This window comes from Pseudomonas sp. N40(2020) (assembly GCF_014472415.1).
Classification (GTDB): Bacteria; Pseudomonadota; Gammaproteobacteria; order Pseudomonadales; family Pseudomonadaceae; genus Aquipseudomonas.
In genome coordinates this window covers 20153-38773 of sequence record NZ_JACSZV010000034.1, presented here as the reverse complement: position 1 = coordinate 38773, position 18621 = coordinate 20153, and the positions used below count along the sequence as shown (strand labels likewise).

Sequence of the window (18621 nt, the reverse complement as noted above, 5' to 3'; positions counted from 1 at the left end):
AGGCTCAACAGCGACGGCGCCGATCCTGGCTTTATCAATTGGTTCCGTAGAATCGACAACGATCCCGCAAAATGCAGGATGCACGATGGCCATTCATGCAGATTGCACGACCCGTTTAAATTTTAATTTTTTTAACTTATTGATTTATATGTATTTTAATTTTATCGACTGCTGGCACAATCACTGCAACCTCCTCTGCATGCTTGCCATTCAAGTGCATACGGAGCTGAAAAACATGAGCCTGATCCAAGAAAAATTTACCTCCCTGTTCTCCAACTTCGACGTCACCACTGCGCCGCGTCCCGATGGCGGGATTCTGCTGACCCTGCGCAGTGCCGACGGCAAAGTGTTCAAGCGCGCCCTCACCTATCAACAACTGCATGCCGGCGACCAACTGTCGTGGGCGATCAGTGCGATTCGCCGTGACTTGGCCGAACAGGCCAGCGAACTGCCGCAAATTGCGATGTTGCAGAGCCAGCAGCGTTTTGCCCTGCCGACTTATCACTCGCTTTAATTCTCACCGGTTAAACAAAACAGGCCGTGAAGCATGCGCTTCACGGCCTGTTTGTTTGTGCGCCGTTTCCTTGTAGGTGCTTTAGAAGGCTTCCGGTTCAATTCCGGTAAAACTATCGACCGTCACATGCCCCGCCAACTCCCCGCCTTCACGGGCCAGACCGCAGGTTTGCAAACCGGCAGCCTGAGCCGCATCGAGTTCCTGCACGATGTCTGACAGAAACAGAATCTGCGCAGGTTCAACACCAATCGCCTGTTGAATGTTGGTGTAAGACTGCGCCTCGCGCTTGGGCCCGGACGTGGTGTCGAAGTAACCACTGAACAGCGGCGTCAGATCACCCGCCTCAGAGCAGCCAAAGATCAGCTTCTGCGCCTGGATCGAACCGGACGAATACACAAACAGTTGATAACCCGCCTGATGCCAGCGTTGAAGTGCTTCAACAGCATCCGGGTAAACGTGGCCCTTCAACTGCCTGGCCTGATAGCCCTGCTCCCACACCATGCCTTGCAATGCCTTGAGCGGCGTGGCCTTGCGGTCTTCGGCGATCCAGTCCAACAGAATCTCGACAACACGTTCAACATCAGCCTGCGGCTCGTTGCTGTCGCGGCGCACAGCGTCAAGTTGCTCGGCGACATCGGCACGTTCGGCGTTCTGCCGCACGAAGTCCGGCAGATGTTTGGCCGCATACGGGAACAGCACGTCGAAAACGAAACTCACCGCGCTGGTGGTGCCTTCGATGTCGGTAAGAATGACTTTGATCGACATCGGCTCAGTCCTCCAGACGCGGGAAGCGGCCGGCGATGTCTTCGCCGGTGAAGTTGGCGACCCAGCCGTCAGGATTGTTGAACAAGCGAATCGCCACGAAATGCGGATGCTCGCCCATGTCGAACCAGTGCCTGGTGCCGGCCGGCACCGAGATCAGATCGTTCTTCTCGCAGAGTACGGCGTAAACGTAATCGTCGATGTGCAGGGTAAACAGCCCACGGCCGGCAACGAAAAAGCGTACTTCGTCTTCGCCGTGGCGGTGTTCTTCAAGGAACTTGGCGCGCAGTTCGGCTTTTTGCGGATGGTCGCTGTTGAGGCTGATGACATCGACGGTGACGTAACCGCGTTCGGTCATCAGTTTGTCGATCTGCTCTTGGTAAGCGCTGATCACTTCTTCCTGTGTCGCGCCGGGCTGGATCTTTGCGGCGGCTTGCCAGCGGTCGAAACGCACGCCCTGCTCGGCCAGGGTGGAAGCGATATCTTCGAAATGGGTCAGCACCTTGTTTGGAATCTCAGGGCTGGAAATGTGATAGACGGACAGGCTGCTCATTGGGGCAATTCCTCGGTATCGGCCTTGCCGTCCGGTTCTTGCAGACCGGTCGGGCACAGCATTTCATCAGGCAAAAGGGCTGGTTCTGGCGAAGTCAGCCTTGGCGGTTCATGACGCTGCGGGTTTTCAACTCGCATTCAAACAGGAATTCAAAGGCCTCGATCTGGCGTAGCGCGTCTTTCATCTGCGCGCCCCAGGTGTAGAGGCCGTGGCCACGGATCAGGTAGCCGACGCAATCGGGATGGCCGTCGAGCCAAGGCTGCACCTTGGCGGCAAGGCGCGCAATGTCCTGATCGTTGTCGAAAATCGGCACGCGCACCCGGGATTCGTGGGTCGAGATGCCGCTGAAGGCTTTTTGCAGTTCGTAGTCTTCGAACTCAATGAAGTTTTCCGGGGTCAGCCGTGACAGCACCGTGGCGTTCACCGAATGGGTATGCAGCACCGCACCGATCTCAGGGCGCCAGCTATAGAGCTGGGTGTGCAGCAGGGTTTCGGCGGACGGTTTTTTACCCGGCTCCAGACTGTTACCGGAAAAGTCGGTGGCCAGCACATCATCCAGACCCAACTGCCCCTTGTGCTTGCCGGATACGGTCAGCAGCACTTCGCTGGACGACAGGCGTGTCGAATAGTTGCTGCTGGTGGCCGGCGACCAGCCTCGACCGTAGAGAAAACGCCCGGCGTCGACGATTTGCTGGGTGAGTTGTTCACGCGAAAGGCTCATGGCCTGTCCTCTTGCATACGTGTGGCAATGATAACGGCAGCAGCGAGCGCAGCGAGACTGGCAATACTAAAGGTCAATGTCGAGCCGAGGGCATTCCAGCTGTAGCCGGAATACAAAGCGCCCAACGCACCGCCGGTACCGGCCAGTGCCGCATACAACGCCTGACCCTGGCCTTGCTGCCGCGCGCCAAAGCTACGTTGCACGAACTGGATGGCAGCGGCGTGAAAGCTGCCGAAGGTCGCCGCGTGCAGAACCTGCGCGAACAACAGCACCCCCAGGAATTCGGCGAACGAACCGAGCAGTACCCAGCGCAGCGCCGCCAGCAGAAAACTGGCCATCAGCACCCGGCGCACCGAGATACGCGCAAGAATCCGGCTCATTGCTATGAACATCAGCACTTCGGCGACCACACCAACTGCCCAAAGCATGCCGATTACGCCGCGACTGTAGCCGAGGCGTTCCAGATGCAAGGTCAAAAACGTGTAATAAGGCCCGTGACTCATCTGCATCAGCGCGACACAGCCGTAAAACGCGAGAACGCCAGGACTGCGCAACTGCTTGAGAAAGCCGTCCCCATTTGGTCGATTGCCCTGTACCGGTTGCGCGTTCGGCACCCACAAGCTGCTGAGGACGATGCCGGCCATGATCAACACCAGCGCCGCCGGGTAGATGTCGAGGCTGAGCCATTCGAACAGGCGACCCAGCGCGACCACGGTGATGATGAAACCGATCGAACCCCAGAGGCGGATCTGGCTGTAACGGGAGGTCTGGCCCTGCAAATGCGCCAGCGTGATGACTTCAAACTGCGGCAACACCGCGTGCCAGAAGAACGCATGCAACGCCATGACCATCGCCAGCCAGGCGTAGGTCTTGCTGACGAAAATCAGCGAAAAGGTCAGCAGCGTGCACACCGCGCCGAAGCGCACGATAGCCAGGCGTTTGCCGGTGTAATCACCCAGCCAGCCCCAGATGTTCGGCGCCACGCAGCGCATCAGCATCGGGATCGCCACCAGCTCACCAATGCGGGCGGCGCTGAAGCCAAGGTGATCGAAGTAAAGCGCCAGGAACGGCGCCGTCGAGCCGAGCAAGGCGAAGTAGAACAGGTAGAAACTGGACAGCCGCCAGTAAGGGAGCGCCGCCACGCCGGTTATGCCGCGACGGCTTTGAGGTCTGCCATTAAAGCTGACCCAGCACCGGCGTGCTCACCCGTACATCGGCGTTCTGGCCACGGTGACGCAGCAGATGATCCATCAGCACGATGGCCATCATCGCTTCGGCAATCGGCGTGGCACGGATGCCAACGCACGGATCGTGGCGACCCTTGGTAATCACGTCGACCGGGTTGCCATCGACGTCGATCGAACGGCCCGGGGTGGTGATGCTCGACGTCGGCTTCAGCGCCAGGTGCGCAACGATTGGCTGACCAGACGAGATACCGCCGAGGATGCCACCAGCGTTGTTGCTGAGGAAGCCTTCCGGAGTCAGCTCATCGCGATGCTCAGTGCCGCGCTGGGCGACGCAGGCGAAACCGGCGCCGATTTCCACGCCTTTCACCGCGTTGATGCTCATCAGTGCGTGGGCCAGTTCCGCGTCGAGGCGGTCGAAAATCGGCTCGCCCAAGCCCGGCATCACGCCTTCGGCGACGACGGTGATCTTTGCGCCCACCGAGTCCTGATCACGGCGCAACTGATCCATGTAGGCTTCCAGCTCCGCAACCTTGTCCGGATCAGGGCTGAAGAAGGCGTTGTCTTCGACCGAATCCCAGGTCTTGAACGGGATTTCGATCGGGCCGAGCTGGCTCATGTAGCCGCGAATGAGGATGCCTTGGCTCGCCAGATACTTTTTGGCAATCGCACCGGCCGCCACACGCATCGCGGTTTCACGCGCGGAGCTACGGCCGCCGCCACGGTAGTCGCGCTCGCCGTATTTATGGTGGTAGGTGTAGTCGGCGTGGGCCGGACGGAACAGATCCTTGATCGCCGAGTAGTCCTTGGACTTCTGGTCGGTGTTGCGGATCAACAGGCCGATGGAACAGCCGGTGGTGCGCCCTTCGAACACGCCGGAGAGGATTTCGACTTCGTCGGCCTCCTGGCGCTGGGTGGTGTGGCGGCTGGTGCCGGGCTTGCGGCGATCGAGGTCGCGCTGCAGGTCTTCGATGGAAATCTCCAGGCCCGGCGGGCAGCCGTCGACAATGGCGACCAACGCCGGACCATGGCTTTCGCCAGCGGTGGTGACAGAGAACAACTTGCCGTAGGTATTGCCGGACATGCAGGACGCTCCGTGAAATCAAACCCAAATTCGTGATGCGCGCCAGTATACGCAGGCTAACCGAGTAGTTCATCCTCGAACCTTAGCGGTGTTGGTGAGTCCAACCGGCACCTTGGCGAATGATGGCGTGATGATGCTGCGAGTTTTGATCTTGAGTCTTACCCTCTTTACTGGCTTTGCCCAGGCGACAGTCCTACAGCGTCCGATGACTTTGGATACCGGTAAGGGCGAACTTTTCGGTTCGCTGTTGCTGCCCAAGTCCGACAGTCCGGTGCCGGTTGTCCTCATTCTTTCAGGCTCAGGTCCTACGGATCGTGACGGAAACAACCCCGACGGCGGGCGCAATGACAGCCTTAAACGGCTGGCGTGGGTGCTGGCCAAACACAACATCGCCAGTGTGCGTTACGACAAACGCGGTGTGGCCGCGAGCCTCGCCGCCACGCCTGATGAGCGCAATCTGTCGGTGGAAGCCTATGTCGCCGACGCCCAGGCCTGGGCGCGTAAGCTCAAGGCCGATCCACGGTTCGGCAAACTGATTCTGCTCGGCCACAGCGAAGGCGCGCTGATCGCCACGCTGGCCGCGCCGGGTGCCGATGCCGCTGCGGTTATTTCCCTGTCCGGCAGCGCCCGGCCGGTCGATCAGGTGATCCGTGAGCAACTGGCCCGCAGCCTGCCGCCCCCCTTGATGCTGCGCAGCAACGAACTGCTCGACAGCCTCAAGGCCGGTCATACCGACGACAACGTGCCGGCGCCGCTGCAGGTGATTTTCCGCCCGAGCGTGCAGCCGTATCTGATTTCGCTGTTTCGCCAAGACCCGGCAAAAGCATTCGCACAATTGCAGATGCCAGCGCTGATTGTTCAGGGCAGCAACGATATTCAGGTCGGCACCGAAGACGCGAAGCTGCTCAAGGCTGCCAAACCCGACGCCGAACTGGCGGTGATCGAAGGCATGAACCATGTTCTGCGCATCGTGCATAACGATATGAAGCGGCAATTGGCCTCCTACAAGGACCCGAATTTGCCGTTGGCCGCTGAACTGGGCAGCAAAATCATCGAGTTTATTGACGGACTTCGCACCCGTTAAGCGCGGTTTGCCCTCCAGTCCTGAAGAAAGCGGCCGATAAGCCTGTGTCGCCAGCGTATCGGCTGGCGACAAGCAGGGCTTGGACAGGATCTCGCCGTTATGACTGATACCCAGACTTCACCCGACACCACCGCTGAAAAAGACGCACCGCCAGCGGTCGAGCTGCCGTGGGCGGAAGTCCACGTCGAGCACCACAAGATGCTCCGCCTGGCCCCGCTGCAGACCGATCGTCACACCGGTGGCCGGCCGTTACGCTTTGTCGAGTTCGGTTACGCCGAACGCCACAGCAAAGAACATAGCCTGATGCGCATGGCGATCAAACTGCCGAGCCAACGGGTACGCAAAGAACAGAATCACCTCGATGTGTGGGCCGATCACACCACCAAGCGTGTGCGCTTCGGCCCGGACAGCGGCTTGCAGATCGAACCGTTGAACCGTGGCATCGGCCGTTTCATGGCCGCGCAAGGGATCAACTGGGCGAAGAAACGCTGGCCGACCTACACCGTCGACGGCTTGGACTTGAACAACAAGGACGCGCTGAACGAAGACACCCGCCTGCGTCGTGATCATTTCCTGAAAGTCCACGGTTTCGAAGTGGTCTACGCCGATGCCCAGCATTTGAAGGGCAGCATCAAGGACGTTCAGGTCGGTGACTTGCTCGGCGACTGGAACAGCGAAAAGCTGCAGATCGTCGAGATTCTGGAAGCGGCGCAGATGCTTCAGCAGGCCGAGCAAAACCTGGCTGAGCAAGAAGTGAAGCTGAAGAAGCAGGAAGAGAAGGTCAGCAAGTTCAAACGTGAAGACGCCGGGCTGCGCTTCACCATTACCTGTCTGGTGGCGTTTGCGGTGTTTCAGGCAGGGTTGCTGATCTGGATTGCCACACACCGGTAAATCAAAAGATCGCAGCCTGCGGCAGCTCCTACACCGATCTCTGTAGGAGCTGCCGAAGGCTGCGATCTTTTGCTTTTAGACGCGGGAAGCGAACAGCGCCTGATGATCGCGACACTGCTCCGCCGTCAACATGAACACGCCATGCCCGCCGCGCGCGAACTCAAGCCAGGCGAAGTCGACTTCCGGGTACAACGCTTCAACGTGCACCTGGCTGTTGCCCACCTCGACAATCAGCAAACCCTTCTCGGTCAGGTGATCCGCCGCTTCGGCGAGCATGCGCCGAACCAGATTCAGACCGTCATCACCGCAGGCCAGGCCCAGCTCAGGCTCATGCTGGTATTCGTCCGGCATGTCAGCGAAATCTTCCGCGTCGACGTAGGGCGGGTTCGACACAATCAGGTCGAAACGCTGACCCGGCAATCCGTCGAAACCATCGCCCTGCACGGTGTACACACGCTCATCAACGCCGTGGCGCTCGATATTCTGGTTGGCCACTTCCAGCGCTTCGAACGACAGATCCGCCAACACCACTTCGGCGTTCTGGAACTCGTAGGCGCAGGCAATGCCGATGCAACCGGAGCCGGTGCAAAGATCGAGAATCCGCGCAGGTTCGTCGCCGATCCACGGTGCAAAGCGGTTTTCGATAAGCTCGCCAATCGGCGAACGCGGGATCAGCACGCGCTCGTCGACGATGAACGACATGCCACAGAACCACGCCTCCCCCAGCAGATAAGCGGTCGGGATGCGCTCTTCAATGCGGCGCTTGAGCAGACGTTGCAAGTTGACCAGTTCGTCATCCTCCAGCGCGCAATCAAGATAACTGTCGGCAATTTCCCACGGCAGGTGCAAAGCGCCCAGCACCAACTGCCGGGCTTCGTCCCAGGCGTTATCGGTGCCATGGCCGAAAAACAGATCCTCCCCATGGAAGCGGCTGACGGCCCAACGGATATGGTCGCGCAGGGTACGAAGTCGGGAAGTGATCACGGGGCAGAACTCCAGAAAAAACGACTGGCGATTCTACCAGCCAAAACGCGCCACGACGACGCAGGAAAAATCCCGCCGCGACGGTAGGCGTTTTCTTTTTTTTGCATCAGCTATTGAACAGAACGTGTAACTTGACAAGGCTGCAGGCCAGTAACGACGGCACCTACGATGGTAGCGATTCACAGAAGCGCTCAGCCAGAGGACAATGTCGCAAAAGCCCCACCCCAAGGAGCCCCAGAATGTCCGTTCCAAAAACGATGTTTCAACTCAGCGGTCGCGGTTACGCAGCGGCCACACTGAGCCATGCCACTGTGGTCATCATCGATGCCCAGAAAGAGTACCTCAGTGGCCCGCTGGCCCTGAGCGGCATGGACGCGGCCGTCGCGAACATCAAACAAGTGGTTGCCGCAGCCCGTGCAGCCGGTCGGCCGATCGTGCACGTGCGTCATCTCGGCACCGTCGGAGGCCTGTTCGACCCGCAGGGCGAACGCGGCGAGTTCATCCCCGGCCTCGAACCGCAGGGCGACGAAACCATCATCGGCAAATTGCTGCCGAGCGCTTTCCATGGCACCGAGTTGCTTGACCGCCTGCAAAACCTTGGCTCGCTGGACTTGATCGTCTGCGGCTTCATGAGCCACTCCAGCGTCAGCACCACTGTACGGGCGGCGAAGAATCTGGGTTTCCGTTGCACGCTGGTCGAAGATGCTTGCGCCACCCGTGATCTGCCGTTCAAAGGGCGCGTACTCAGCGCCGAACTGGTGCAGGAAGCCGAAATGGCGATCATGGCCGACAATTTCGCTACCCTTGCCTTGACTCAAGACTTGATCTGATAGCGCCTTGATGAGCGGTTCAGCGCGCCGCTCATCCACAAAGTCCTCTCATTTGCCGCAAATGCCATAGCCTCAGGAACAACCCGGTCAACTCCCGGTCGAAGGGCCGATACCCATTGAGGAAGGTCGGAATGAAGTTATCCGATGGATTTGACGCACGCCGCTTGCGGCCAAAAGGCCAAAGCAACTGGCGTTTTCGCTTCGGCGCTGCGATCGCCGCCATTCTGGCGACGTTCGGTGTGCTGCTGGCGATGGCTGGGGCGGCCAGCCTGCTCGGGCGCCCACCAGCACTCGGCGATTTGAATGCCACGCCGATGGGCTCGGCGATCATTCTGGCGGTCGGTTTGCTGTTTCTGTATTTCGGCGTGGCCCTTTGGCGTAGATGCCGGCGTCGCGCCCGGCAATCGCGGGAACTGAACATGTCCCCGCACCTGATGAAAAAACACGACTGACTCCACGGCCTGGCTTTTTGCCGGGCCGTTTTGTTTCGACTTGGGTAAACTGGCCGCCCTTCGCGGAGGCTGACATGCAAGACGACGATTTTTCCCTGTTCAAAAGTGCGATCCAAGGCGTCAAGCCGATCAAGCACGACCGCGCCGACACCGGCAAACCCAAGGCTGACCGCGCACAGATCGCCAAGCTGCGTCAGTCCGCCACCGTGCGCAGCGATGCCACCATCGTTGATGGCCTGTCCGATCAATTCGTCATCGACGTCGGCCCGGAAGACGAGTTGATGTGGGCGCGCGACGGGGTGCAGGAAAGTCAGATGCGCAAGCTCAAGGTCGGCCAGATTCCGTTCGAAGGCAGTCTTGATTTGCACGGCATGAGCGTGGAAAAGGCCCGGGAAACCCTCTGGGCATTTCTTGCCGAAGCGACCAAATTCGAAATCCGCTGCGTGCGCGTCACCCACGGCAAGGCTGTGCGGCTGGACGGCAAGCGGCCGATGATCAAAAGTCACGTCAACACCTGGTTGCGCCAGCATGCGCAAGTGCTCGGTTTCTGCTCGTGCCAGGCGAAACACGGCGGTGCCGGCGCGGTTTATGTGATGCTGAAACGCACGATGATGGAAGGTCGCGACGAATAATCCCGTTACACCGAACTTGCAGGGTTGTGTCCGCCACCGTACCCTTGCCCTTTGCGAAAATCCTCACAGGTAGTTTCATGTCCCTGGAACAGAATTACACCGCGATTCTCGGCCAATTGGGCGAGGACGTCTCCCGCGAGGGCCTGCTCGACACGCCAAAGCGTGCCGCCAAAGCCATGCAGTACCTCTGCCGCGGTTATGAACAGACGCTCGAAGAGGTCACCAACGGTGCCCTGTTCAGCTCCGACAACAGCGAAATGGTGCTGGTCAAGGACATCGAGCTGTACTCGTTGTGCGAACACCACTTGCTGCCATTCATCGGCAAGGCGCACGTCGCGTATATCCCGAGCGGCAAAGTGCTGGGCCTGTCGAAGGTCGCGCGGATCGTCGACATGTACGCGCGCCGCCTGCAGATTCAGGAAAACCTGAGTCGTCAGATCGCCGACGCGGTGCAGCAAGTCACCGGCGCGCTGGGCGTGGCCGTTGTGATCGAGGCCAAGCACATGTGCATGATGATGCGCGGTGTCGAGAAGCAGAATTCGTCGATGATCACTTCGGTGATGCTCGGTGAGTTCCGGGAAAACGCAGCGACCCGCAGCGAATTTCTCAGCCTGATCAAGTAACTCGTCACACAAAAAAACCGGCGTTGATCGCCGGTTTTTTTTCGCCCGTGAAAAATCGGGTAAGCTGCGCGCCTTCTTCAATGTCCCTGTGAGGCTTGTAACGTGTTCGTCAAAGCGCTTCGTGTCGGTCTCGGCCAACTGATCATCTTCATCGATTTCCTCACCCGTCCGGGCAAGAAAAAACGCCCCGCCGCTGCCCAGGCTCAGGTGGATACTGCAGCGAAGGATCTGACGCTGTATCAGTTCCACGCCTGCCCGTTCTGTGTGAAAACCCGCCGTACCTTGCGTCGTTTGAATGTGCCGGTGGCGCTGAAGGATGCGAAGAACAATGAGCAGGATCGTCAGACACTGCTGGAACAGGGCGGCCGGATCAAGGTGCCTTGCCTGCGCATTGAAGAGAATGGGCAGACGACCTGGATGTATGAATCCAAGGTGATCATTGATTATCTGGATAAGCGTTTCGCTGCGGTCTGATGCATTTGTTGTGGGCCTGCTAACGATAGGCCCACCCGGTCAGCGCAAAACCCAGACAACAATAAACCGGCCCTTGAGCCGGTTTATTGGTTTTTCAGGCAGCTTTCTCGATTTGCGCCTTGCGCACCACCGCCGCCAATCGCTTCAGCCCCTCATCCAGTCGCGCCGGGTCGATGTGGCTGAAATTCAAACGCAAATGCCCTAGGTTTCTATCGGGGTCGGGAAAGAACGGCTCGCCCGGCATGAACGCCACATCATTGGCCAGCGCCTCGTTAAGCAACGTTCGCGTGTCCAGCGGCTGCTTCAACGTCAGCCAGAAAAACAGCCCACCCTGCGGTACATTCCAATCAGCCAAATCAGCGAAATGCGTTTCCAGCGCCGCTTGAAAACCATCGCGCCGTTCACGGTAGAAACCGCGCAATTCGCTCAAATGCTGCTGATATTTTTCGCTGCCGATCCACTGCAATGCCTGCCACTGGCCAATGCGATTGGTGTGCAGATCCGCCGATTGCTTGAGCTTGAGCAGGTGCGGGAACAGATCCGGGCTGGCGATCAGATAACCGACACGCAAACCAGGCAGCAAGGTTTTCGACACGGTACCGGTGTAGATCCAGCTGGACTTCTTCAAACGTCCGGCAATCGGTTTGGCGCTACCGCCGTCGAAAGTCAGTTCGCGATACGGCTCGTCTTCAATCAGTGTGACGCCGAATTCGTCGAGCAATGCAGCGACGGCGGCACGTTTGGATTCGCTGTAGCGCACGGCGGATGGGTTCTGGAACGTTGGGATCAGATAGATGAACGCCGGACGATGCTGTTCCAGGCGACTGCGCAGTTGTGCCAGGTTCGGGCCATCGGACTCTTGCGGCACGGTGAGGCAGTCGGCGCCGAACAGCTGGAAGATCTGCAACGCCGCGAGATAGGTTGGCGCTTCCAGCAGGATTTCGGTGCCCTTGTCGATGTACAACTTGGCCGCCAGATCGAGTGTCTGCTGGGAGCCGCTGACCACTAGAACCTGACTCGCTTCGCAGGCCAATCCCAACGCCCTCGCCTCCGCGGCCAGCGCTTCGCGCAATGCCGGTTCACCCTCGCTCATGCCGTACTGCCCGAGGGACAGCGGCATGTCGGCCCATTCGACTTTCGGCAGCATGGCTTCGGCGGGCAAGCCGCCAGCGAACGACATCACTTCCGGACGCTGGGCCGCGGCGAGGATTTCACGGATCAAAGAACTTTTAAGGCGCGAGACACGTTCGGAAAAAGCCATGGAAGTCACCGGTAGCGAGGCATATGAAAAATGAGTCAAACTTGTTGACTGAAATTACGCCAGCCTGAGCGAGTACGTCAACATGCTTGACCTTAAAAACCCCAACAGTCAGCAACAGGCCATGGAAGCGTTTTTCTTCGGCTATCAGGCCTTCACCGCCAAGGCTGACGAGATGCTCGAACGCCGCGGCCTGTCGCGGGTGCATCAGCGGATTGTGTTTTTCATCGCCCGTTATCCGAACTTGAGCGTGAAGGAATTGCTTGCGTTACTCGGTGTGAGCAAGCAGGCGTTGAACATGCCGTTGCGGCAGTTGCAGGAGATGCATCTGGTTGAGAGCGTGGCGTCGCAGGCAGATAAGCGTAAGCGGTTGCTGGAGTTGACGCCGGAAGGGGCGAAGTTTGAACAGGCCTTGCGGCGTGAGCAGGTGAAGTTGCTGGAGCGGGTGTTTGCCGAGGCCGGGGAAGCGGCGGTGAATGGGTGGCTGGCGGTGAACCTGGCGCTGGGGAACACTCAGGCTGCTGTCGAATGACCGATATATCCCTATCGACGGACCTTTCGTAAACAAAATCAAAAACAATATTTGCTTTATTTGTACACAAAAGCATAATCCACAGCGTGCGAGTTCCTGACCGCATGGTCAACAAATTCGCGTATGCCTCAAAGGGCCGCTGCCACCCCTCATGGGTCCGGCCCTGGAAATAACAATAAAACTCTTGAGGAGTACTCGCTGTGGAAAGCCGCAAATCCGAAGCATCGACGCTGGATCTCTCGCCGCCGTTACGCACTGGCTTGCTTGAGCGCCTGTTTAAACTCAGCTTGCATGGCACCACGGTGAAGACCGAGCTGATTGCCGGTCTGACAACCTTCATCACCATGGCCTACATCATCTTCGTCAACCCGAACATCATGGCCGATGCCGGGATCGATCACGGTGCAGCCTTCGTCGCCACCTGTATCGCCGCTGCGCTGGGCTGTCTGTTGATGGGCCTGTACGCCAACTGGCCGGTGGGTCTGGCGCCGGGCATGGGCCTGAACGCGTTCTTCACTTACACCGTGGTCGGTACCATGGGCTACAACTGGGAAACCGCCCTCGGTGCGGTGTTCGTGTCCGGTGTGCTGTTCATGATCCTGACCTTTTCGCGGATTCGCGAATGGCTGCTCAACAGCATTCCCGTCAGCCTGCGTTATGCGATGGGCGCGGGTGTCGGCCTGTTCCTCGGCTTGATCGGTCTGAAAACCGCCGGTATCGTCGTCGACAGCCCAGCTACTTTGATCAAACTCGGTTCTCTGCGTGAACCCGGCCCGCTCCTCGCCGCCATCTGCTTCCTGATGATCGCGATCCTCAGCTACCACCGCGTATTCGGCGCGATCCTCATCAGCATCATCACCGTGACCCTGGCCGGTTGGGGTCTGGGCCTGGTGCACTACGAGGGCATCATGTCCGCCCCGCCGAGCCTGGCACCGACCTGGATGGCCATGAACGTCGCGGGTGTGTTCAACATCAGCATGATCAGCGTCGTGCTCGCCTTCCTCTTCGTGCACATGTTCGACACCGCCGGCACCCTGATGGGAGTTGCCCAGCGCGCCAATCTGGTCGGCGTTGACGGGCGGATCGAAAACCTTTCCCGTGCCATGAAAGCCGACAGTGCTTCCAGCGTGTTCGGCGCCGTGGTCGGTGTTCCGCCCGTCACCAGTTATGTAGAAAGTGCTGCCGGCGTGGCCGCTGGTGGTCGGACTGGTCTTACCGCAGTCACCGTAGGTGTGCTATTTATAGCGGCAATGTTTTTCGCACCGCTGGCCGGCATGATTCCCGCTTACGCCACCGCCGGTGCATTGATCTACGTCGCAATGCTGATGATGGGCGGCATGGCCCATATCGAATGGGACGAAGCGACCGACAGCATTCCGGCGATCGTCACCGCGATCATGATGCCGCTGACCTTCTCTGTCGCCGACGGCATCGCGCTGGGCTTCATCACCTATGTGGCATTGAAGGCCGGCACTGGTAAGTACAAAGAGATTTCCGTCAGCCTGTGGGTGCTCTGCGCGATCTTCATCGCCAAGTTCATCTTCTTGTAAGCGTCTCGCGGTTCAAGCTTCACAACAGCCTCACCCCTGCGGGTGGGGCTTTTGCACATTCTCGATACCAACAAAAAATGGAGGAAAGTGATGAGTCTGGAAACCTGGCTGCTGTTCAGCGGTGCTGCATTGGTGGTGATCCTGATTCCCGGGCCACTGTCGTTGTTGATGATCAGCAACAGTCTGAATTACGGTTTGCGCCGCTCTTACCCGGCGTTTCTCGGCGGCGTGATTGCCTCGATCTGTTTGCTCAGTGCATCTGCGCTGGGTCTGGGCGCCCTGCTCCTGGCTTCGGAACAATTGTTCAGTGCTCTGAAAATCGTCGGCGCGCTGTACCTGTTCTACCTTGCCTGGCAGAGCTGGCAGCAATCGCGTCAACCATCGACCGGCGCCGAAGTGCCGCAAGCGGCGCCCGTGCCACGTTTCCGTGCGCTATTCGGGCGAGCTTTCGTACTTGGTGCAAGCAACCCTAAAGACATCCTGTTCTTCGCTGCTTTCCTGCCGCAGTTCCTCAGCGCCGAACAATCGTTCCTGCCCCAGTTGCTGATCATGATAGCGACCTGGACGGTATTGGATCTGCTGTGCAAGCTGGCTTACGGGCTTGGCGCCCATGGCGCAGCGCGCTATCTGCGCAGCGGCAAGGGGCAAAGTTGGTTCAATCGGATCAGTGCCGGTTTGTTTGGTGGTGCAGGCGCTGTTTCATTGCTCAGTAGCCACTAATTAATTTAAACGAGATCCGGTCTTATCGTTTATGAGCCCCCACCCTGAATACTCACATCAAATTCAGGGTGGTTACATTCCTTAATTATTATTTTCCACTCAGCAATCAAGTCACCAGCCATTACATGCAAAAACTGCAATACATCGCAACAACCCGCCGATATACAGTACATACAACACATCACTAACATCACTCCCCCAATCAAAACCTGCCTGGACAAGGATGTTCACATGGCCACACTGATTCAAGATGCCGTTATACAAACTGACGCTGTTGTAATTACCGATATTGGTTTTTACGCCAATGAACGCAACGACTCGACCTTCGATTTAAAGAGCGACATCGACACGGGCACCAACCCTGGAAAAACCAGTACAGGTCAGCTGAAAATGGTCGATGATCTGTTCGGCCCGATCAAGATTGACTCTACTTTAGTAACGCGAGTCGCGCTCGACGCATTGGGAGCAACAATTGGTGGTCAACGTTTGAATGGTCAGAACACTTTTTTTCGTGTGCCAAGCCAATCTTTCATCAACACCTTGCAACTCAGTTCAGCCGACATAGACAAGCATATAAAGCTATCGACCGGGACGGATAGTTATCTCCTGCCAACCCTGCTGTTTGAAATTGCCAGCCGGCGCCCGTTAACCGCTCCTCCCATGATGAAAGATGACATCAAGGGCGAGAGTGATCCGGACGGATACTTCAAGAAGCTGAGCAAGCTTTTAGACTCGGCACAACAACTCAACATCCAGCATATCAACCTGCCGAAGAGTAACTCTCGTGCAGTTGCAATGGTCAAAAGCTATTCCATGGTCGGATCAAGTGTCGGAATTCAAGGCTTCGGAATCTTCATGGGTATCCGCGGCATTATCGATGCCATCAGAAAAAACAATACCGTTGAGGTGGTAATCAATACCGGCGGCATCGTCACAGAACTTGGTTCCATTGCTGTCGATATAGCAGTGACTAAAATGGCCACACAAATGCTCACGGCCGGGCAAAGCGCCTATAAGGATTTCGCCAAAACCCGGTTCGCGGTAAGGCTGGGCCGTTCCGGTGGTTTGATCGGTGGCGCGCTGACACTGCCTTTCGATCTTTACACCGCAGTCCGATCTTTCAACGCCGCTGAAAAGGCAACCGGCAAAGAGGCCATGGACCATTACGTCAGCGCCGGTTTGAGTATTACCAGCGCCGCCATGACTGTGCTACTCGGCGCGGCAGCAATGGCCGGTTTTTCGTTGGCTGGCCCCGTTGGACTAGTCGCCGGGGCGCTCCTGGCAATCGGATCGCAGGTTTACGGCGCGGTGCGAGTCGTGGATGACATCGATGACTACATCGAACTCAGCCTCGATGAACGTTGGCGCACAGGCATGCTCGCGTTCTGCATGCAGGATCCTGAAGCCAGTGTTCAGGATCGCTACCTGATTGCCAAAACCCGGGTCGAACATACAAAGCAATTCGAAAAGAACGCGAGGAGATTGCTGGACGTTGAATTGAAGGACACCACCGAGGCTGTCGTTAACGGATCGTTCGACGTGGAGCTCATACCGACCCGGAAATGGACTCGTAACTGGTGGACTAAACAGGACGGATGGGAAACTGTAAATGTTCCTCGAGTCAAAGGGCTGGACGACACGATCGATGCTCGCGACGGCGTAACTGACAAGACGCCCGGCGCGCAACTGGGAACCGCGGGCGAAAACAAAGGTGTTCTGTGGTTCATTGGCGACGGCAAGGACTCGATAAAGGGTGTGGAACAGAAACCGAACGCCTTTCATTACGGGGCAGGGAAAAAAAATCTCACCGGAGGTTTGAAAGACGATCGGTTTGTCTTCGAGGGCGCAGCGGATCTGATCAAGCAAAAATTGGCAGTCGTAAACTATTCGAAGCTGACAGGTGGCGAAGGCAACGACACCTTGGTGCTGGGCGGGAAGTATTACAACTCGGACACAGAACCCTTTGGCTACGACGTCGACTTACAGGAAGAAAATCTCTATGTCGTCAGCCCCGATACGAATGCTGAGGATGGAAAAAAATATACGTACCACAGTTTGTTGGAGAGTATCGAGAATGTTGAAACCGTAACGGGTGCGACAAGCAGTGTTTACGGTACGGATGACTCTAATATCATCAAGTCGCGCGGCAAGGACACGATTAAAGCGCGGGGCGGTGACGACCAGATCTACTTGCTCCATGAGGGTGCGTCAGCGTCAGGTGAAGCGGGCGCCGACGGGTATGTAATCGCCCATGTCGATGGCCGCATCGAGATCACGGAGGACGGGGAGCAGGACAGTTTCATCGCGTTGAGTTGGAGAAAGGACCAAATCGAAAGTGTCGTCATCGAAGAGAATGCACTGGTCATCACATCAAAATTCGACTACTACCACAGACCAAGAAACGTACTGACGATAAAAGATGTTTACGAAACAATCGACAATAAACATCAGCTAAAAAACAACAAACTGACCTTTATTACCAAAGATGGTTTTCACTTGTTCCCCGATTTGCCTGACACCCTCGAATCCGATGACCCCGCCACCATCCAGCTTGACGTTACACTTTATGGCAAACCGGAAAGAGCGGTTATTCTCTACGATTCTGAATGCATCATCAAACATAACAATGACATCAGTTATTTCATCCCTAGAACGTCGAAGCACACCACAATCCACTCAGCAAAACGCACCGACGGCATTACCAAACTCTTCCTGGACTACACAAGCGATGAATTGACAAAAGTAGAAGCGCACTTTTCGGCACGACTGGCAGAAGTCACCGAGGATTTGATGATTGCATGTGACTTGACCTATTACATGGGTGAGAAGTCATTGACTGTCAAAAACCTTGCATATGCGAGGGGGGGCGATGACCCCATGAATATCTTAAAAATCCTGAGAACAATGGCCATCTACCTGAACTATAAACTGATGCTCGTCTTCAAGGACGGGCTGTCAATCAATGCGGTTCTTCCTAAAGAAACCGAAACGGCGCCGACTGACCAAAAGTATGCTGTCTACACCCTCACGAAATGGACGACACCAATCTCACTTCCGTTGAAGTTTCATACCGGCGAGGTCATTTATGAACTACCGGAGAATGAAGTCCCTGGCCTTGATTCAGACAAATACGCCTGCGCCAAGCTCACCTCCTACCCGAACCAGACCGCGATAGAAAGTCTGGCAGGCCAAGGTTCCAATTACCTGATTCACCTGGCAGCCAACATGAGTATTCGTCTGGGAACGCCGGGAGCACTCGCCACCTCCGAGATCCGCTTGCCGTTTGCCTCGACCTGGGATCTAGACGCTACCGACCTCGGCAAGGTCGAGATAAAACTCGAAAACAACCAATTACAGATCGGTACATGCACTATTCATCTGCCGATTTACGAGAGCGAAGACCTCATCGACCAAGTACGTGTTATCACCGCAAAGGGCGTTGTTCACACGGTCGACCTTTCCTTCGACAGGATTTATCTGGACGGTCTTGATGCCAGATTTTTTGATGAGCCTTCCGACCCGCAAGTGGCGCTGCCTGACGAATTCTCATTGATCGCAGACAAGTTACTGAGAGTCAGATACGTCGTCCTCACCGACGATAGAACTGGAACACTGCGCTACAGCATGCCGACACGCCGATGGATACTGGATAGCGACAAGTCTCGAGTCATCGAGTCTTCGGAATTGCAAATCCTGAACCGTTGCAGCCATCAATTGCCCGACATGTTCAAAACACCGACGCTGATCCAGGTGCCTCCCGCATAACACCGAAA

General features: G+C 57.1%; 19 protein-coding genes. 12 read left to right on the top strand and 7 right to left on the bottom strand.

Annotated elements, in window-relative coordinates; all coding sequences use genetic code 11:
- Positions 1-235: 235 nt before the first annotated feature.
- Entirely contained in the window at positions 236-514 is a 279-nt protein-coding gene (locus IAI51_RS20395; RefSeq protein WP_095191301.1) for a DUF3509 domain-containing protein, read from the top strand.
- A gap of 81 nt (positions 515-595) precedes the next feature.
- Here the strand turns inward: IAI51_RS20395 and mtnC are convergent, their stop codons facing one another.
- The 5 genes from mtnC to aroC form a co-directional block, all read right to left on the bottom strand.
- Entirely contained in the window at positions 596-1279 is a 684-nt protein-coding gene (gene mtnC, locus IAI51_RS20390) for an acireductone synthase (RefSeq protein WP_187680086.1), read from the bottom strand.
- Between the two features lie 4 nt (positions 1280-1283).
- Positions 1284-1829 carry a 1,2-dihydroxy-3-keto-5-methylthiopentene dioxygenase gene (locus IAI51_RS20385; protein ID WP_187680085.1) on the bottom strand — a complete coding sequence of 182 codons (546 nt, stop codon included), beginning with the start codon at positions 1827-1829 and terminating at the stop codon, positions 1284-1286.
- A 94-nt stretch (positions 1830-1923) separates the two neighbouring features.
- On the bottom strand, positions 1924-2550 hold the full coding sequence (locus IAI51_RS20380) for a methylthioribulose 1-phosphate dehydratase (RefSeq protein ID WP_187680084.1): 627 nt from the start codon (positions 2548-2550) through the stop codon (positions 1924-1926).
- Positions 2547-3692 carry an MFS transporter gene (locus IAI51_RS20375; RefSeq protein WP_187680083.1) on the bottom strand — a complete coding sequence of 382 codons (1146 nt, stop codon included), beginning with the start codon at positions 3690-3692 and terminating at the stop codon, positions 2547-2549. The genes IAI51_RS20380 and IAI51_RS20375 overlap by 4 nt, the downstream gene beginning before the upstream one ends.
- A gap of 34 nt (positions 3693-3726) precedes the next feature.
- Entirely contained in the window at positions 3727-4818 is a 1092-nt protein-coding gene (gene aroC, locus IAI51_RS20370) for a chorismate synthase (RefSeq protein ID WP_187680082.1), read from the bottom strand.
- Between the two features lie 130 nt (positions 4819-4948).
- On the opposite strand from aroC, the gene IAI51_RS20365 reads away from it, so the two are divergent.
- Both IAI51_RS20365 and IAI51_RS20360 read left to right on the top strand, forming a co-directional pair.
- Positions 4949-5902 carry an alpha/beta hydrolase gene (locus tag IAI51_RS20365; protein WP_187680081.1) on the top strand — a complete coding sequence of 318 codons (954 nt, stop codon included), beginning with the start codon at positions 4949-4951 and terminating at the stop codon, positions 5900-5902.
- A 99-nt stretch (positions 5903-6001) separates the two neighbouring features.
- A complete protein-coding gene (locus IAI51_RS20360) occupies positions 6002-6793 on the top strand; it encodes a hypothetical protein (RefSeq protein WP_187680080.1) in 792 nt (263 codons plus the stop codon).
- Between the two features lie 75 nt (positions 6794-6868).
- On the opposite strand, the gene prmB is transcribed toward IAI51_RS20360, so the two are convergent.
- Positions 6869-7777, bottom strand: a complete 909-nt coding sequence (gene prmB, locus IAI51_RS20355; protein ID WP_150595623.1) for a 50S ribosomal protein L3 N(5)-glutamine methyltransferase — start codon at positions 7775-7777, stop codon at positions 6869-6871.
- 239 nt (positions 7778-8016) lie between these two features.
- Here prmB and IAI51_RS20350 point away from each other — a divergent pair, with 239 nt between their 5' ends.
- The 5 genes from IAI51_RS20350 (at position 8017) to IAI51_RS20330 (ending at position 10788) form a co-directional block, all read left to right on the top strand.
- Complete coding sequence (locus tag IAI51_RS20350) at positions 8017-8607, top strand: cysteine hydrolase family protein (protein WP_053118675.1); 591 nt, start codon at positions 8017-8019, stop codon at positions 8605-8607.
- A 131-nt stretch (positions 8608-8738) separates the two neighbouring features.
- Positions 8739-9059, top strand: a complete 321-nt coding sequence (locus tag IAI51_RS20345; RefSeq protein ID WP_007914024.1) for a hypothetical protein — start codon at positions 8739-8741, stop codon at positions 9057-9059.
- A gap of 74 nt (positions 9060-9133) precedes the next feature.
- A complete protein-coding gene (locus IAI51_RS20340; protein WP_187680079.1) occupies positions 9134-9691 on the top strand; it encodes a Smr/MutS family protein in 558 nt (185 codons plus the stop codon).
- A gap of 77 nt (positions 9692-9768) precedes the next feature.
- Positions 9769-10314, top strand: a complete 546-nt coding sequence (gene folE, locus IAI51_RS20335) for a GTP cyclohydrolase I FolE (RefSeq protein ID WP_003204506.1) — start codon at positions 9769-9771, stop codon at positions 10312-10314.
- Positions 10315-10416: 102 nt separating this feature from the next.
- The gene (locus IAI51_RS20330; protein WP_187680078.1) at positions 10417-10788 is read left to right on the top strand and encodes a glutathione S-transferase N-terminal domain-containing protein; all 372 of its coding nucleotides are present in this window, start codon (positions 10417-10419) and stop codon (positions 10786-10788) included.
- A 94-nt stretch (positions 10789-10882) separates the two neighbouring features.
- Here the strand turns inward: IAI51_RS20330 and IAI51_RS20325 are convergent, their stop codons facing one another.
- A complete protein-coding gene (locus IAI51_RS20325; protein ID WP_187680077.1) occupies positions 10883-12049 on the bottom strand; it encodes a PLP-dependent aminotransferase family protein in 1167 nt (388 codons plus the stop codon).
- Between the two features lie 82 nt (positions 12050-12131).
- On the opposite strand from IAI51_RS20325, the gene IAI51_RS20320 reads away from it, so the two are divergent.
- The 4 genes from IAI51_RS20320 to IAI51_RS20305 all read left to right on the top strand — a co-directional run bounded on the left by IAI51_RS20320 (position 12132) and on the right by IAI51_RS20305 (position 18613).
- Positions 12132-12578, top strand: coding sequence for a MarR family winged helix-turn-helix transcriptional regulator (locus IAI51_RS20320; protein WP_187680076.1), 447 nt, complete (start codon positions 12132-12134; stop codon positions 12576-12578).
- 200 nt (positions 12579-12778) lie between these two features.
- The gene (locus tag IAI51_RS20315) at positions 12779-14128 is read left to right on the top strand and encodes an NCS2 family permease (protein ID WP_187680075.1); all 1350 of its coding nucleotides are present in this window, start codon (positions 12779-12781) and stop codon (positions 14126-14128) included.
- Positions 14129-14218: 90 nt separating this feature from the next.
- The gene (locus tag IAI51_RS20310) at positions 14219-14848 is read left to right on the top strand and encodes a LysE family translocator (protein ID WP_187680074.1); all 630 of its coding nucleotides are present in this window, start codon (positions 14219-14221) and stop codon (positions 14846-14848) included.
- Between the two features lie 231 nt (positions 14849-15079).
- Positions 15080-18613 (top strand): calcium-binding protein, encoded by a 3534-nt coding sequence (locus IAI51_RS20305; protein WP_187680073.1) that lies wholly within the window; start codon positions 15080-15082, stop codon positions 18611-18613.
- Positions 18614-18621: the final 8 nt, after the last annotated feature.